We start from the raw sequence: 15,565 nt of genomic DNA, 5'->3' as shown, positions 1-15,565 counted from the left end.
CCTGCAGATGGCGGCGATGGGCTCGACGCAGGTGGCTGCCCTGACCACGGCCAATATCGCCACCCTCTCGCCCGAACAGATCGCCGCCCTCAGCACGGCCGGCGTCGCGGCCCTCTCGACGGCGCAGATCGCAGCCCTCAGCACGGCGCAGGCCGAAGCGCTCACCAACACGCAGGTCGGCGCCCTCAGCTCGCAGCAGATCGCGGCCTTCAGCGCCGACGACCTCGCGCAGTTCTCGGCCGCGGACATGGCGGCCATCAGCTCGCGGGGTATTCTCGGCCTTTCGACCGGCATGATCGCCTCGCTGACGACGGCGCAGATCGCCGCCCTCGGCACGGCCGGCATTTCCGGCATGACGAGCGAGCAGATCGCCGCGCTCAGCGCCGATCAGGTCGAGGCGCTGACGGCGACGCAGATCGGCGCCTTCACCTCGCGCCAGATCGCCGCCTTCGACGCCGCCGACATCGCCCTCTTCACCACCGCGGAAATCGGGGCGATCGGCTCGGCGGCCATGGCCGGCCTTTCCGCCTCCATCCTCGCCGGCTTCTCGCCGGAGCAGATCGAGGCGCTGAGCCCCGCCGGCATCGGCGGCATGACGACGGGCCAGATCAGCGCCCTCAGCCCGAACCAGATCGCCGCGCTCTCCACCGCGCAGATCAACGCGCTCACCTCCAAGCAGGTCGGCGCCCTCGCCGTCGCGGACATCGCGGCGCTGACGCCGGGCCAGATCGCCGCGCTCAGCCCGAGCGGCATTGCCGGCCTCACCGGCATGCAGGCCGCGAGCCTCACCTTCGAGCAGGCCGAATCCCTCTCGGCCAGCCAGATCGCAGCCCTCACGGCCGCGGCGCTCGGCGGGCTTTCGAGCGAGGCGCTCGACACCTTCTCGACGAGCAAGCTCGCCGCCATCGGCTCCAGCGCCATCAAGGGCCTGCCGCCGAGCTATCTTGCGACGCTTTCGGACGCCGAGATCGCCGCACTCGGCACCGGCGCGATCTCCGGCCTCAGCAGCGCCCAGGTCGCCGCGCTCTCGCCCGGCCAGCTCGAATCCTTCTCGATGGCGCAGATCGCCGCCCTCAGCTCGCCCGGCACCGCCGGCCTGACGCCGGCGCATATGCAGACCATCTCGACCGAGGAACTGGCGGCGATGAGCCCCTCGGCCATCAAGGGCCTTTCCCCGGCGGTGATCGGCGGGCTGTCGACGGAAAGCATCGCGGCCCTCGGCGCTGGCCAGATCGCGGCCCTGACCTACAGCCAGGTGAACGCCATGAGCACGGCCCAGGTGGCGGCGCTGACGGTCGAGCAGGCGGGCGCGATGACGGCGACGCAGACGGCCGGGCTCGGTGCGGACGACCTCGCCACCTTCTCGCCGGACCATATCGTCGCCCTCGGCACGAATGCGGTGCTCGGCCTCAGCACGGCGGCGCTCGCCGGCCTCAGCAGCGAGCAGGCCAATGCCTTCACGCCCGCCCAGCTTGCCGCCATGACCCCCGCAGGTCGCCGCCCTGCCGCGCGGCCCCGCCGCAACGCCGGTGACCGGCGGCACGTCGGGCACGGGCGGAACGTCCACGGAAAGCACGGAGCCGACGGCGGACGCCACGACGAGCGATCCGCAATCCGACATCGCGGCGATCATCTCGTCCTATCTGGAGATCTGAACCGGAGCGGACCCGGCCTCCGGGTTCACCGCAAGCGAGGCAGTGTCCTCGGCGGCGAGGGCCGGCGGGGCGGTCCGCACCCGGCGGGCATCCGCTGTTCCATCCGGCCGCGCCGCCTCGACCCGGTTGCGGCCATTCGCCTTGGCGCGATAGAGCGCCGCATCGGCCCGGCGCAGGAGGTCGTCATAGGTCTCGTCACGGGTCGCGCGCGCGGCGAGACCGGCCGAGACCGTCAGGGCGATCCCTTCGCCATCCGCCGAAAAGCCACCGTTCTCCACCGCCGCGCGCATCCGCTCGACGATGGCGAGCCCGTCGGCCTCCGCCATGTCGCGGAAGAGGACGACGAATTCCTCGCCGCCGGTGCGGGCGATCAGGTCGGCGGGGCGCAGCCCGGCGCGCAGCCGGTTCGCGACATGGACGAGCACGCGGTCGCCGGCATCGTGGCCATAGGTGTCGTTGATCGCCTTGAACTTGTCGATGTCGAACACCGCGAGGCAGAGGCCGCCGCCGGCCTGCCGCGCCGAAAGAAACGCCTCGACGCCGGCCCGGGCGAGGCTGCGCCGGTTCGGCAATCCGGTCAGGTAATCGGTGTCGGCGGCCCGCTCCAGACCGCGCTGCAGCCGGTCCGAGCACATCAGCAGGAAGGCGGTGGTGCCCATGACCGGCAGCGTGGTCATCAGCAGGGCCGACAGCACGTTCAGCCAGTTGCCGCCGCTTTCCACGGCAAAGCTCTCGGAAACGTCGGCGAAGAGGTAGAGCATGCAGCGCCCCGCCGCATAGAGGCCGACGCCGGCGAACATGGCGGTGAGGATGGAACGGGCGAGCGAAGCCTCGCCGCGGCCCCTGTTCATGAGATCCCTGACGCACATCGCCATCAGCCCGACCCAGACGACGGAAACCACCGCCATGCGGACATGGAAGTTCGGCATGACCGCCGAGAACCAGGCGACGACCAGCGAGGCCGCCAGCGCCGGCAGGAACAGCCACGCGCCGACCGGCAGCCGCAGGAACCGGCGGATCGCCACGCAATAGGCCGTCAGCCCGAAGGCGAAGCCCGCATTGGCCGCCGTCAGCATCAGGGGCCGCGGCAGCGGGCCGCCGAGCGCGAAGACGATGCATCCGAACGCCACCAGCAGCGTGCCGAGACACCACTGCCGCGCCGCGGGCCTGAGGCTGGCGGGCAGTTCGCGTCCCATGGCGGTCAGGATGGCCCCGTTGGCCAGCACCATGATCGACGCCATCGTGAATATGGTTTTCGCATCCATTCCGAACGCGCTCCTTTCAGGAGACCGTTGGCGGCCCATGATGGAGCTGCCAGCGCACGAAACGCGGCGCCGAGAAGCAACATGCGCAACATGCCGGCACCTTAGCGGGAGACTCCTAAACGCCTGTTGCGAGACTAGACGAACAGAAGGTTAAGCGTGGCGCTTCTCACGCCTCGAAGGATTTCAGGATGGGACAGGGGCCGGTCCTGCCGACGGCGCATTCCGAGACGAGCTTCTGCAGCGAGGCCCTGGCGCGTTGCAGGTCCTCCATGCGCGCGTCGAGCTCGGCAAGGCGTCTGGTGGCCATTTCGCGGGCCGCGGCGCGGTCCTCGCCAGCATCGAGCGCGAGAAGCTGGCGGATCTCTTCCAGCGTGAAGCCCGCCGTCTGCGCCTGCCGGATGAAACGCAGGCGCGAGAGGTCCGCTTCGCCGTAGCGGCGGATGCCGTCGATGCGCCTCGGCGTCGCAAGCAGGCCGCGGCGCTGGTAGAATCGCACGGTCTCGACGCCGACACGGGCGGCAGCAGCAAGTTTTCCGATCGTCAGCTCTTCAGGGTGTTGACTCCGTACCATGGTACGGAACCTATAGTCCTGCCAACGGTTTCACAAGACAGGAGACGTGAGATGTTGGACAAGGTACGAAATGCCGGCCGCAAGGCCATCCTCTACCGCATGGTGATGCCCAGCCACACCTGCCCCTACGGCTTGAAGGCAAAGGACTTGCTGCGGCGCTCGGGCTACGAGGTCGACGACCGCCACCTCACGAGCCGCGCGGAAACCGACGCCTTCAAGGCCGAGCACGATGTCGCCACCACCCCGCAGGTCTTCATCGACGGGGAGCGCGTCGGCGGCTACGACGACCTTCGCCGCTATCTCGGCAAGCCGGTCGCCGACCCGAAGGCGACCACCTATCGCCCGGTCGCCGTGCTCTTCACCCTGACGGCGCTGACGGCGATGGCCGCGAGCTTCGCGGTCAGCGGCTCGCCCTTCACGCTGCGCGCGGCCGAATGGTTCATCGCCTTCTCGATGGTCGTCCTCGCCATGCTGAAGCTCCAGAATGTCGAGAGCTTCGCCACCATGTTCCTCAACTACGACCTGCTCGCGAAGCGCTGGGTGCCCTACAGCTATATCTATCCCTATGCGGAAGGGCTCGCCGGGGTGCTGATGGTGGCGGGCGCGCTTACCTGGCTTTCGGTTCCCGTCGCGCTCTTCATCGGCACCATCGGGGCGGCCTCGGTCTTCAAGGCGGTCTATATCGACCGGCGCGAGCTGAAATGCGCCTGCGTCGGCGGGTCGAGCAACGTGCCGCTCGGCTTCATCTCGCTGACGGAGAACCTGATGATGATCGCCATGGCCATCTGGATGGCCGCCGTCTCGCTCGGCTACATCCACGCCATGTGATGAGAAAGGCACGGCGTCCATGGACGCCGTGCCCTTGCTTCACGCTTGCCTGCGGCCGTCGAGCGTCGCGAGGTGGCCGTAGAGTTCCGGGCGGCGGTCACGGAAGACGCCCCAGGAGCGGCGCTGGTGGGCGATGGCGTCGAGGTCGAAGGTGGCGGTCAGCACCGTCTCCGTCGTCCGGTCAGCCTCGGCCACCTTGGCGCCGGTGGGATCGGCGATGAAGGACGAGCCGTAGAAGGTGATGCTCGTGCCGTTGCGCCCCTCTTCCGTGCCGATGCGGTTGGAGGCGACGAGCGGCATGAGGTTCGCCCCGGCATGGCCCTGCATCACCCGCTGCCAATGCGCGCTGGAATCGAGGCTCGCATCGTGCGGCTCGGAGCCGATGGCGGTCGGATAGAGCAGGATTTCAGCGCCCTGCAGCGCCATGGAGCGCGCCGCCTCCGGGAACCACTGGTCCCAGCAGATGCCGACGCCGATGCGGCCGGCGCGCGTATCCCACACCCTGAAGCCGGTATCGCCGGGCGAGAAATAGAACTTCTCCATATAGCCCGGCCCGTCCGGCAGGTGGCTCTTGCGGTAATTGCCGAGCACCCGGCCGTCCGCGTCGATCACCGCGAGGCTGTTGAAATAGGACTGGCCGGCGCGCTCGAAATAGCTGAGCGGCAGCACGACGCCGAGCTCGGCGGCGAGCCTTGCGAAATGCGCGATCAGCGGATTGCCCTCGAAGGGCCGGGCGAGCGCGAAGAATTCGTGGATCTGGTCCTGGCAGAAATAGGGCGCGGCGAAGAGTTCCTGGATCAGCACCAGGTCCGCCCCCTTCTCCTTCGCCTGCCGGACGAGCCCTTCGGCCCGCTCGACATTGGCCTTCTCGTCCCAGATGCAGGCCATCTGCGTGGCGGCCACCGTGACATTGCGCATTCTCAAGTCTCCCTGTTCCCGATCTTCCGGGCCGTCCGGCTTGAATTCCCGGCCGCCCCGTCTATCCTGTCCCCATGCGACCCGACCTCACCTTCGAGCAGCTCCGGCACTGGAGCAGCGGCATCACCGCTGCGGTCAGCGCCACCTTGCCCGAGGAGATCTCGGCCCATTTCACGGCCGGTGCGCGCCATCTCGTCGCCTCCGACCAAGTCTATATCGGTCTCTACCTGCGCGACAGCGCCTCGATCACCATCTACGAGCGCGATCCCGACCACTGGAACCGCAACTACGATACCCGCAAGTACCGGCAGGACCCGTTCTTCCGCTCTTCGCCGGCACGCGGCAGGATTTCCTGCTGCCGCTCTCCGCGCTCGACAAGGGCGATTTCCACACCAGCGCCTATTATCGCGACTTCTACGAGCCCTCCGGCAGCTTCGACGAAATCACCGGCGTCTTCAACTTCGACCGCAACGCCGCCGGCTTCGTCACCTATCTGCGCCGCCGCGGCGCCCGCCCCTTCGACACCGAGGACCTCGCGGTCGCCGAGGCGACGGCCGACGCCACCCGCCTCGTGCTCGAACGGCTCTGGCGGCAATGGCGCCCATCCGGCGAAAGCCGGCTGTCGCTTGCCGGCCTCAGCCCGCGCGAGCGCCAGATCGCCCTCCTCCTCATCGACGGCGGCTGCGCCAAGACGATCTCGCGCGACCTCACCATCGCCCCGGGCACCGTGCGCAACCACATCAAGACCGTCTACCGCAAGCTCGGCCTCCATTCCCAGGTCGAGCTGATGGCGGCCGTGCGCGAGGCCGGGACGGCCCCTCATCCGGCTGCCGCCACCTTCTCCCCGTAAACGGGGAGAAGGGAAACGCCGCGCCGTTTTCCTCAAATCGGCGGGAAACCCTCACCAAGCCTATTGCCCCGAAACGATGTGCGTCCACATGCGGTTCTGCAGGCGCAGCAGCTTCGCATCGCTCGATTCCACCACGAAGAGCTTGGCCTTCACGTCATCCGGCGGGAAGACGCCGGGGTCCTTCGCCACCGCCTGGTCCATCAGCGGCAGCGATTCCGGGATCGGGTTGGCATAGGAGACGTAGCTGGAATTGGCCGCGGCGATGTCCGGACGCATGTTGAAGTCGATCCAGGCGAGCGCGTTTTCCGGGTGCGGCGCATCCTTCGGCACAGCCATGGTGTCGAAGTTGATGAGCGTGCCCTCCTTGGGGATGGAATAGGCGATCTCCAGCTTCTTCTCGCTCTCGGCCGCCCGGGCCTTGGCCTGCAGGATATCGCCCGACCAGCCGAGCACGACGCAGATGTCGCCATTGGCGAGATCGTTGATATAGCGTGAGGAATGGAAATAGCGGATGTGCGGGCGCACCTTCAGCAACAGGTCCTCGACCTTGGCGATGTCGTCCGGGCTGGTCGAATGCGGGTCGATGCCGAGATAGTTCATCGCCATGGGAATGATCTCGGCCGGTGCGTCGATCATCGCGACGCCGCAATCGGCGAATTTTTCCACGATCGCAGGGTCGAAGACCATGGCGAAGGAATCGACCGGCGCATCGCCCATGCGCTGCTTGACCGCCTCGATATTGTAGCCGATGCCGTCGGTGACGGCCATGTAGGGCACGGCATAGGCATTGTCCGGGTCCGCGCCCCTGATCAGCGAGAGCGCCTGCGGATCGAGCCTGCCGATATTGGAAAGCTTCGCCTTGTCGAGCGGCTGGAAGGCGCCGGCCTTCACCTGGTTCTTGAGGAAGGGATAGGCGGAGGGATAGACGACATCGTAGCCCGAACCGCCCGTCAGCATCTTGGTTTCCAGCACCTCGTTGCCGTCATAGACATCGTAGACGACGCGGATGCCGGTCTCCTTCTCGAATTTCTCCGCCGTGTCGGGCGCGATGTAGTCCGACCAGTTGTAGACGTTGACGACCTTTTCCTCCTGCGCCCACGCGCCGCCCGAAGCGGCGAGAAGGGCGAGGATCGAGACGAGCGTTCTGCGCATGGCTTTTCTCCGTCAGGCTTTCGTCTGGCCGGCATAGACCGGCAGGGTGATGCAGGCGACATTGCCGCCGCCGAGCAGGATTTCGCGGGAATTGTCGATGCCGACGATCCGGTGATCAGGGAAGAGCTCGGCGAGCTTGGCCTTCGCAGCAAGATCCGGCTTCTCGTCGTCGAACTGCGGCACGACGACGACGGAATTGCCGGGATAATAGTTGATGTAGGTAGCAGCGATACGGTTGCCGGCCGGGCGCGCCCAGGTGCTGTCGACCTGGTCGACGCCCGCCGCCTCCTCCGCCGTCATCTCGATGGGGCGGGGATGGTAGATGCGGTGCAGTTCGAGCGAACGGCCGCGCGCATCGCGGGCCGAGCGCAACGCCTCCTCCACTTCGCGCACGATCTCGTATTGCGGATCGTCGCGATCCTCCGTCCAGCTCAGCGCCACCACGCCGGGCCGCACGAAGCAGCAGACATCGTCGATATGGCCGTCCGTCTCGTCGAAGCAGAAGCCGCGCGGCAGCCAGATGACATGTTCCAGCCCGAGATAGTCGCAGAGCTGCTGCTCCACCGCCGCCTTGCCGAGATGGCCGTTGCGGTTGCGGTTGAGGAGGCACTGTTCCGTGGTGATCAGCGTGCCCTCGCCGTCACATTGCAGGCCGCCACCCTCGGCGATCAGCGGCGAGCGGTAACGGGCCATGCCCTCGGTTTCCAGCACCTTGCGGGCGGCGAGATCGTCGAGGTTCCAGGGCGAATAGAGGCCGCCGTCATTGCCGCCATAGGCGTTGAAGGTCCAGTCGACGCCGCGGACCTCGCCATGGTCGTTGATGACGAAGTTCGGGCCGCTGTCGCGCAGCCAGGAATCGTCCGTCGTCATTTCGATGAGCCGCACGCTCTCCGGCAGCATGGCGCGGGCGTTGAGCCACTGACGGGAAGAGACGGCGATGGTGACCGGCTCGCTCTCGGCGATCGCCGCAGCGACCTTCGCAAAAAGCTTCTGCGCCGGCTTGGCGCCGAGCCGCCAGGTATCCGGCCGCTCCGGCCAGATCAGCCAGCAGCCGGCCTTGGGTTCGAATTCCCCCGGCGCGCGAAAACCGTCGACCCTGGGCGTGCTTGTGAGCGTGCGTACCATGTTCCCCCCAAATGAAAATCCGGGGGGATTAAGGCAAGCGCAGCCCTTTCGGGTCAATGTCCCATTTGGGACAGGTGGGAGGGCCGGGTCAGCCCTCGAACACCATCAGCGTATCGCCCGCTTGAAGGTAATCGCCTTCCTTGACGCGCAGGCGCAGGCGGCCGGACTGGGGGGCGAGAACCTGCGTTTCCATCTTCATCGCCTCCATCACCGCGACGAGATCGCCTTCCGCAACCGTCGCACCGTCGGCAATCTTGAAGGCCTGCAGCAGCGTGCCGGACACGGGCGCGGCGATACCGTCATCAACCGGCTTGCCCGCGCTCGCGGCGGATGCCGTGCCCTGCCCCACGGCACCGAGGCCGGCCAGAAGCAGGCTCGGCAGCGCAAGCGAGACACGCTTGCCGTCGATTTCGAGATGGGTGCGGATCAACGCGGGATCGGCAACCGGCTCGGGCCGGGCTGCGGCTTCCGGCATGGCAGCGAAGTCGGTTTCGATCCAGCGGGTATGGACCTTGAAACCGTCCGTTCCGATGAAGTCCTCGGTATCGATGGCCGCACGGTGGAAGGGCAGTACGGTGGCAACGCCCTCGATGCGGAATTCGCGCAGCGCCCGGCGTGCGCGGCGCAGCGCTTCCTCGCGCGTCGCGCCGGTGACGATGAGCTTGGCCATCAGCGAATCGAAGACGCCGGGGATCGTCGAGCCGGTGACGACGCCGCTGTCGAGGCGGACGCCCGGGCCGGATGGCGGATCGAAGGCGGTGATCGCGCCCGGCGTCGGCAAGAAGCCGCGGCCGGGATCTTCCGCATTGATGCGGAACTCGATGGAGTGGCCTCGCGGTTCCGGCGTCTCGGTGACGCGCAGCGGCTTACCCTCGGCGATGCGGAACTGCTCGATGACGAGGTCGATGCCCGTCGTCTCTTCGGTGACCGGGTGCTCGACCTGCAGGCGCGTGTTCACTTCGAGGAAGGAGATCGTGCCGTCGGCACCGAGCAGGAACTCCACCGTGCCGGCACCGGAATAGCCGGCGGCGGCGCAGATCGCCTTGGCGGAGGCGTGGATGCGCTCGCGCTGCTCCGGCGTCAGGAAGGGCGCGGGTGCCTCCTCGATGAGCTTCTGGTTGCGGCGCTGCGCCGAGCAGTCACGGGTGCCGAGCACCAGCACGTTGCCATGCTTGTCGGCAATCACCTGCGCCTCGATATGGCGCGGGCGGTCGAGGAAGCGTTCGAGGAAGCATTCGCCGCGGCCGAAGGCGGCGGTCGCCTCGCGCACGGCGGATTCGTAGAGGTCGGCGACCTCTTCCATCTTCCAGGCCACCTTGATGCCGCGCCCACCACCGCCATGCGCCGCCTTGATGGCGACCGGCAGGCCATGCTGCTCGGCAAAGGCGATCACTTCTGCCGCAGACGAGACGGGGCCGTCGCTGCCCGCAACGAGCGGCGCGCCGACGCTGGTCGCAATGCGCCGCGCCTCGACCTTGTCGCCGAGCGCCTCGATCACATGCGGATCGGGCCCGATCCAGATGAGGCCGGCATCCTGCACGGCCTTGGCAAATTCCGCCCGCTCGGAGAGGAAGCCATAGCCGGGATGCACAGCATCCGCGCCGGAGCGCCTGGCGATGGCGATCAGCTTGTCGATGTCGAGATAGGTCTCGGCCGGGCGCACGCCATCGAGGCCATAGGCCTCGTCGGCGAGGCGCACGAAGAGCGCGTCGGCATCCGGGTCCGCATAGACGGCGACCGACTGGAGGCCGTGGTCGCGGCAGGCGCGCAGGATGCGCACGGCGATCTCGCCGCGATTGGCGATCAGCACTTTCTTCATGGCACTCTCCTATCGGGTCGCGGCGATTTCGGCGAAGGGGCCGATCGGGCGGAAACGGATTTTTGCGTTGATGGGGATCTGGCCGGCAAGGTCCAGATGATATTCGGCGACAGCGCCGATGACGGGATAGCCGCCGGTCAGCGGATGGTCTGCGAGGAAGAGCACCGGCTGGCCGCTGTGCGGCACCTGGATAGCCCCCGTCGCCGTGCCTTCGCTCGGCAGTTCCGCGCTGTCCTTGCGCTCCAGCGGCACCTCGCCGGCAAGGCGAATGCCGACGCGGCTCGATTGCGGCGTGACCTGCCAGAGCTGGCCCGTCAGCGTCTCGATGCCCTTCTCGGTGAACCAGTCCGTGCGCGGACCGAGCACCACGTCGAGCGTCACGACATCGCCCGCCGCCGGCAGGTCGAAGGCCGGGGCCTCGTCGAGGGAAACGCTGGCGAGCCCCTCCCCGCCCCTGAGCGCAAGCACCGTCCCGGCCGTAACCGGTTCGGGGCCGACGACGGCGAGCGTATCGGTCGCGGCGCTGCCGAGAACCGGCGCAACGTCGAAGCCACCGCGCACGGCGAGATAGGCGCGCATGCCCTTTTTCGGCTGGCCGATGGTCACGACGTCGCCGGGCTCCAGCGAGACGGGCTCATAGGCCGCAAGATCGCGGCTGCGGCCGGCGGCATCGCGGACCGTCACCGCTGAGGCCGCGCCGGCAAGGCCGATCACGGCGCGGGCGTTGCACGCGAAGGAGAAGCCGCCGAGAGTGAGTTCGAGAACCGGCGTATTGGCCGGATTGCCGACGATGCGGTTGGCGGCATTGAAGGCGGCGCGGTCGAGCGCGCCGGAGGCGGAAACACCCTGCCCCGTCTGTCCGAAACGGCCGAGGTCCTGGAAGACGGCGGGCATCGGCGCGGCGAGCACCTTGAACTGCGGCGCTTCCGGCGCGACGGCGCGTTCCTTGCGGGGCGCGGCTTGCGGGATGCTGACGGTCCTGCCCGGCTGATCCATGTCGAAGAAACGGACGCGGTAGCCCGGCTGGAACAGCGCGCCGGGATCGCGGTCGATGTCCCACATCTTGACCGGCGTCGTGCCGATGATCTGCCAGCCGCCGGGGCTTGCCTGCGGATAGACGCCGCTGAAGGCGCCGGCAAGCGCCACGGAGCCGGCCGGAATGCGGGTGCGCGGGCTCTTGCGGCGCGGCACATGCAAGGCGGTGTCACCGCCGACGAGATAGCCGAAGCCCGGCGCGAAGCCGCAGAAGGCGACGGTGAATTCGCTCTCCGTGTGGCGGCGGACGACCTCCTCCACTGTGAGGCCCGTCAACTCCGCGACGTCAGCGAGGTCCTCGCCGTCATAGCGCACCGGGATTTCCACCAGATGCTCGGAGGGCGCGATCTTCGCCGAGAGGTCGCGGGTGGCGATCCGCGCGGCAAGCTCGGCCGAGGTCACCTTTTCCGGGCGGAAGCGGATCATCAGCGTGCGCGCCGCCGGCACCATCTCCTCGATGCCGTCGACCGGGTCCGCCTGCAGCGAGGCGAAGAGCGCAAGCGTCTCGTCGAGATCGGCAAGCTCGACGAGGATGGTGGTCAGGCTGACGGGAAGAAAGCGCATCATGCCCTCATGCGTGATAGGCGGAATCGGGAATATCGGTGATGAACATGTAGCCCGGCGCATGGGTGATGGCGAAGGGCACGCCGGAGGCCATCACGGCCGCCTGCGGAGTGACGCCACAGGCCCAGAAGACCGGCACTTCACCCGGCTCGATGCGCACGGCATCGCCGAAATCGGGCTTGGCGAGATCGGCAATGCCGAGCTCTTCCGGCGCACCGATATGCACCGGCGCACCGTGCACGGCCGGGAAGCGGCCGGAGATCGTCGCGGCATCGGCGACGCGCGCGGCCGGGATCGGCCGCATGGAGACGACCATGTTGCCCTTGAGGCGGCCGGCGGGCCGGCAGGCCTTGTCGGTCAGGTACATCGGCACATTGGACTTGTCCGTCATGTGGCGGATCTCGATGCCCGCCTCGACCATCGGCGTCTCGAAGGTGAAGGAACAGCCGATCAGGAAGGCGACGAGATCGTCGCGCTCGGCCCAGGCCGCGGTCGCGTCCGGGGTCTCCTCAACGAGCTTGCCGTCCCGCCAGATGCGGTAGAGCGGCAGGTCGGTGCGCAGATCCGCGCCGGGCGCCAGCAGCGTCGTCGGCGAACCGGGATCGGAAACGTCGAGTACCGGACAGGGCTTCGGATTGCGCTGCGCATAGAGCAGGAAATCGAAGGCCCAGTCGCGCGGCAGCACGATCATGTTGGCCTGGGTGAAGCCGGGCGCGATGCCAGAGGTCGGCGCGACGAGGCCGTCGCGGTAGGTGGCGCGCGCCTTGCGGGCGCTCGACGCATCGACATGGTCGAGATAAGCGGTCGGGATCGTCATGACCGCGCCCTCACGCCTTGTCGGCGAAGGAGCGGATGACGATGCCCTCGGCCTCGAAGCGACGGCGGATCTCCTGCGCGATGGCGACGGCACCGGGGCTGTCGCCATGCACGCAAATCGACTGCGCCTCGACGCGGATCGTGCTGCCGTCGATGGCTTCCAGCGTGCCCTCGCGGGCAAGCTGCACCATGCGGTCGGCGATCTTCTTCTCGTCGTGCAGCACGGAGCCGGCCTCGCGGCGCGAGACGAGCTCGCCCTTCGGCGTATAGGCCCGGTCGGCGAAGGCTTCGGCGACGACGGCAAGGCCGGAGCGGCGGGCGAGATCGAGGATCGGGGCATTGGCAAGACCCATCAGGATCAGCGAGGGATCCACGGCCTTGATGCCGTCGATCACCGCCTGACCCTGCCTGGCGTCATAGGCGATGCGGTTGTAGAGCGCGCCATGCGGCTTGACGTAGCGCACCGTGGTGCCGGCGGCGGCGGCGACGCCCTTGATGGCGCCGATCTGGTAGATCACGTCGGCGATCAGTTCCTCGGGCGTCGCGTCGAGGTCGCGGCGGCCGAAGCCGACGCGGTCCGGGTAGGAGACGTGCGCGCCGATCACGACGCCGTTGGCGGCGCGGCGGCCTTGACCGTGCGGTAGATGCCCGCCGGGTCGCCGGCATGGAAGCCGCAGGCGATGTTGGCGGAGGAGACGACGGCGAGCATCGCCGCGTCGTCGCCCATGCGCCAGGCGCCATAGCTTTCACCGAGGTCGCTGTTGAGATCGATCGCTACCATGATTTCCTCCCTATTAGCCGAGCAGGCTGAAGATCGTGCCGGCCGACTTGTAGCCCATATACCATGTCAATGCGCAGACCAGGACGCCGAGGACGAGCAGCCAGCGCGGATAGCGGTAGCCGCCCATCAGGTCCTCGCGCTTCCAGGCGGCGAAGAGGAAGATGGACAGGCCGATGGGCAGGATGAGGCCGTTGAGACCGCCGACGAAGACCAGCATGGCGGCCGGCGGCGTGGTCATCAGCAGATAGGAGACCAGCGAGACGGCGATGAACAGCACCGTCGCCATGTTGCGGGTATGCTCGCTGACATCGTGCTTGAAGACGGTGATGAAGGACACCGACGTATAGGCCGCGCCGATGACGCTGGTGATCGCCGCCGCCCAGAAGATGATGCCGAAGAGGCGCAGGCCGAAATCGCCGGCGGCGGCCTGGAAGGCCTGTGCGGCCGGGTTCGCCACCTGGCTGGACGTATCGATGACGACGCCGCTCGCCACGACGCCCAGAATGGCGAGGAAGAGCACGTAGCGCATCAGGCCGGTCACCGCGATGCCGGTCAGCGCGGCGCGGTTGACGGCGGGCAGGTGCTCCTGGCCGACCATGCCGCGGTCGAGCAGGCGGTGCGCGCCGGAATAGGTGATGTAGCCGCCGACCGTGCCGCCGACGATCGTCGTGATCGTCGCGAAGTCGATCGTCGCCGGCAGCACCGTCTGGTAGAGCGCCTCGCCCACCGGCGGGCCGGAGACGAAGGCGACGTAGAGCGTCAGCACGATCATCAGGATGCCGGCGAAGACGATGAAGCGGTCCACGGCAAGGCCGGCCCGCTTCGACAGGAAGATGCCGATGGAGAAGACCGCGCTGATCGCCCCGCCGATCTTCGGATCGAGACCGAAGACGGCGTTGAGGCCGAGGCCCGTGCCGCCGATATTGCCGATATTGAAGAACAGGCCGCCGACGATGACGAGGACGGCGAGCAGATAGCCGGAGCCCGGAATGGCGGCATTGGCGACGTCGGAGGCGCGCATGCGCGTCAGCGTCACGATGCGCCAGATATTGAGCTGCACGACGAAGTCGATGACGATCGAGGCAAGGATGCCGAAGGCGAAGGCGGCGCCGAGCTTCGTGGTGAAGGTGGCCGTCTGCGTGATGAAGCCGGGGCCGATGGCGCTGGTCGCCATCAGGAAGATCGCGGCGATGAGCGCGGCGCGACGGGACTTGACGGTGTGGACGCCCTGCGCGACCACACCCGTGGCGGCAGGCGCTGCTGCATTCTGTTCCATGAGATTTCTCCGCTCTCCTTCACCCGCCCCTCGCGGGTGGCGCATGGTGGAATGATGCATTGCTACACAAAAATGTCAACTTTGTTCAACAATAATTCCCTATCGTTCCTTATTTCTGCCTTTTTACCAATCAGATAGCACGGGATTGGCGACGAATTTCGCACCGTCCCTTCTGCATTCGTGCTAAGGCCAGCATTGAAATAGGGCACGTTCCGGCGGTTGAAAGCCTGGGACGGGGAGGATGGCATGAGCGAGGATGGTAATGGCCTGCCGCTGGCGGACCGGCTGGCGCGGCGCATTCGAACGCTGCTGATCTCGGGCGAGCTCTCGCCCGGCCAGCGCCTTTCGGAGGCGGCCTTCAGCGAGCGTTTCGACGTCTCGCGCAATTCGCTGCGCGAGGCCTTCCGCCTGCTCACCAAGGATGGGCTGCTGCGGCACGAGGCCAATCGCGGCGTCTTCGTCGCCGTGCCCTCCATGGCCTCGATCATCGACATCTACCGCGTGCGGCGCATGCTGGAATGCGGCGCACTGCGCCAGGCATGGCACCAGCATCCGGCGATCCGGGTGATGCGCGAGGCCGTGGGCCGGGCGCAGCAGGAGCGCGAAAAGGGCGACTGGCTCGGCGTCGGCAGCGCCAACATGATCTTCCACACCGCCATCATCGACCTTTCCGACAGCGTGCGGCTCAACGAGTTCTACGAGCGCATCTCGGCGGAGTTGCGCCTCTGCTTCGGGCTGCTCAACGACCCGGAGCACCTGCACGCGCCCTTCGTCGACATGAACGACGCCATCGTGACCCTTCTCGAGGAGAACCGGCCGCACGAGGCGGCGACGCAGATGGAGACCTATCTGAACCTTGCCGAACGCACCATGCTGAAGGCGCTGGAACGGGCCTCCGAGCAGGCGTAAG

General features: G+C 67.6%; 12 protein-coding genes and 2 pseudogenes. 4 read left to right on the top strand and 10 right to left on the bottom strand.

The window, feature by feature from the left end; translation table 11 throughout:
• Positions 1-7 precede the first annotated feature (7 nt).
• A pseudogene (locus tag ShzoTeo12_RS28210) lies at positions 8-1,267 on the top strand (ice nucleation-like protein); the annotation flags it as partial.
• Between the two features lie 372 nt (positions 1,268-1,639).
• On the opposite strand, the gene ShzoTeo12_RS28205 reads toward ShzoTeo12_RS28210, so the two are convergent.
• The gene (locus ShzoTeo12_RS28205; RefSeq protein WP_413251135.1) at positions 1,640-2,290 is read right to left on the bottom strand and encodes a GGDEF domain-containing protein; all 651 of its coding nucleotides are present in this window, start codon (positions 2,288-2,290) and stop codon (positions 1,640-1,642) included.
• Between the two features lie 796 nt (positions 2,291-3,086).
• Positions 3,087-3,491: a MerR family transcriptional regulator gene (locus tag ShzoTeo12_RS02375; RefSeq protein WP_318911150.1), complete on the bottom strand. Its 405-nt coding sequence runs from the start codon at positions 3,489-3,491 to the stop codon at positions 3,087-3,089.
• Positions 3,492-3,542: 51 nt separating this feature from the next.
• On the opposite strand from ShzoTeo12_RS02375, the gene ShzoTeo12_RS02370 reads away from it, so the two are divergent.
• Positions 3,543-4,319: a glutaredoxin family protein gene (locus tag ShzoTeo12_RS02370; RefSeq protein ID WP_318911149.1), complete on the top strand. Its 777-nt coding sequence runs from the start codon at positions 3,543-3,545 to the stop codon at positions 4,317-4,319.
• Between the two features lie 39 nt (positions 4,320-4,358).
• Here ShzoTeo12_RS02370 and aguB read toward each other — a convergent pair whose 3' ends face one another.
• The gene (gene aguB, locus ShzoTeo12_RS02365) at positions 4,359-5,237 is read right to left on the bottom strand and encodes an N-carbamoylputrescine amidase (RefSeq protein ID WP_318911148.1); all 879 of its coding nucleotides are present in this window, start codon (positions 5,235-5,237) and stop codon (positions 4,359-4,361) included.
• Positions 5,238-5,277: 40 nt separating this feature from the next.
• Between aguB and ShzoTeo12_RS02360 the strand changes: the two genes are divergently transcribed.
• Positions 5,278-6,087, top strand: coding sequence for a LuxR C-terminal-related transcriptional regulator (locus ShzoTeo12_RS02360; RefSeq protein ID WP_318911147.1), 810 nt, complete (start codon positions 5,278-5,280; stop codon positions 6,085-6,087).
• Positions 6,088-6,147: 60 nt separating this feature from the next.
• Here ShzoTeo12_RS02360 and ShzoTeo12_RS02355 read toward each other — a convergent pair whose 3' ends face one another.
• The 7 genes and pseudogenes from ShzoTeo12_RS02355 to ShzoTeo12_RS02325 all read right to left on the bottom strand — a co-directional run bounded on the left by ShzoTeo12_RS02355 (position 6,148) and on the right by ShzoTeo12_RS02325 (position 14,655).
• Positions 6,148-7,239 (bottom strand): polyamine ABC transporter substrate-binding protein, encoded by a 1,092-nt coding sequence (locus tag ShzoTeo12_RS02355; RefSeq protein ID WP_318911146.1) that lies wholly within the window; start codon positions 7,237-7,239, stop codon positions 6,148-6,150.
• A 12-nt stretch (positions 7,240-7,251) separates the two neighbouring features.
• On the bottom strand, positions 7,252-8,364 hold the full coding sequence (gene aguA / locus ShzoTeo12_RS02350) for an agmatine deiminase (protein WP_318911145.1): 1,113 nt from the start codon (positions 8,362-8,364) through the stop codon (positions 7,252-7,254).
• An 88-nt stretch (positions 8,365-8,452) separates the two neighbouring features.
• Positions 8,453-10,183 (bottom strand): acetyl/propionyl/methylcrotonyl-CoA carboxylase subunit alpha, encoded by a 1,731-nt coding sequence (locus ShzoTeo12_RS02345; RefSeq protein WP_318911144.1) that lies wholly within the window; start codon positions 10,181-10,183, stop codon positions 8,453-8,455.
• A gap of 9 nt (positions 10,184-10,192) precedes the next feature.
• Complete coding sequence (locus tag ShzoTeo12_RS02340) at positions 10,193-11,782, bottom strand: 5-oxoprolinase/urea amidolyase family protein (protein ID WP_318912355.1); 1,590 nt, start codon at positions 11,780-11,782, stop codon at positions 10,193-10,195.
• A 7-nt stretch (positions 11,783-11,789) separates the two neighbouring features.
• Positions 11,790-12,599: a putative hydro-lyase gene (locus tag ShzoTeo12_RS02335; protein WP_318911143.1), complete on the bottom strand. Its 810-nt coding sequence runs from the start codon at positions 12,597-12,599 to the stop codon at positions 11,790-11,792.
• A 10-nt stretch (positions 12,600-12,609) separates the two neighbouring features.
• A pseudogene (locus tag ShzoTeo12_RS02330) lies at positions 12,610-13,379 on the bottom strand (LamB/YcsF family protein).
• A 13-nt stretch (positions 13,380-13,392) separates the two neighbouring features.
• Positions 13,393-14,655 (bottom strand): NRAMP family divalent metal transporter, encoded by a 1,263-nt coding sequence (locus ShzoTeo12_RS02325; protein ID WP_119258124.1) that lies wholly within the window; start codon positions 14,653-14,655, stop codon positions 13,393-13,395.
• A gap of 246 nt (positions 14,656-14,901) precedes the next feature.
• Here ShzoTeo12_RS02325 and ShzoTeo12_RS02320 point away from each other — a divergent pair, with 246 nt between their 5' ends.
• Complete coding sequence (locus ShzoTeo12_RS02320) at positions 14,902-15,564, top strand: GntR family transcriptional regulator (RefSeq protein ID WP_318911142.1); 663 nt, start codon at positions 14,902-14,904, stop codon at positions 15,562-15,564.
• Position 15,565 lies beyond the last annotated feature (1 nt).

Source organism: Shinella zoogloeoides (assembly GCF_033705735.1).
In the GTDB taxonomy this organism is placed as follows: Bacteria; Pseudomonadota; Alphaproteobacteria; order Rhizobiales; family Rhizobiaceae; genus Shinella; species Shinella zoogloeoides_A.
Note: the sequence above shows the minus strand (reverse complement) of the source record. Positions and strands in the feature narration are given on the sequence as shown.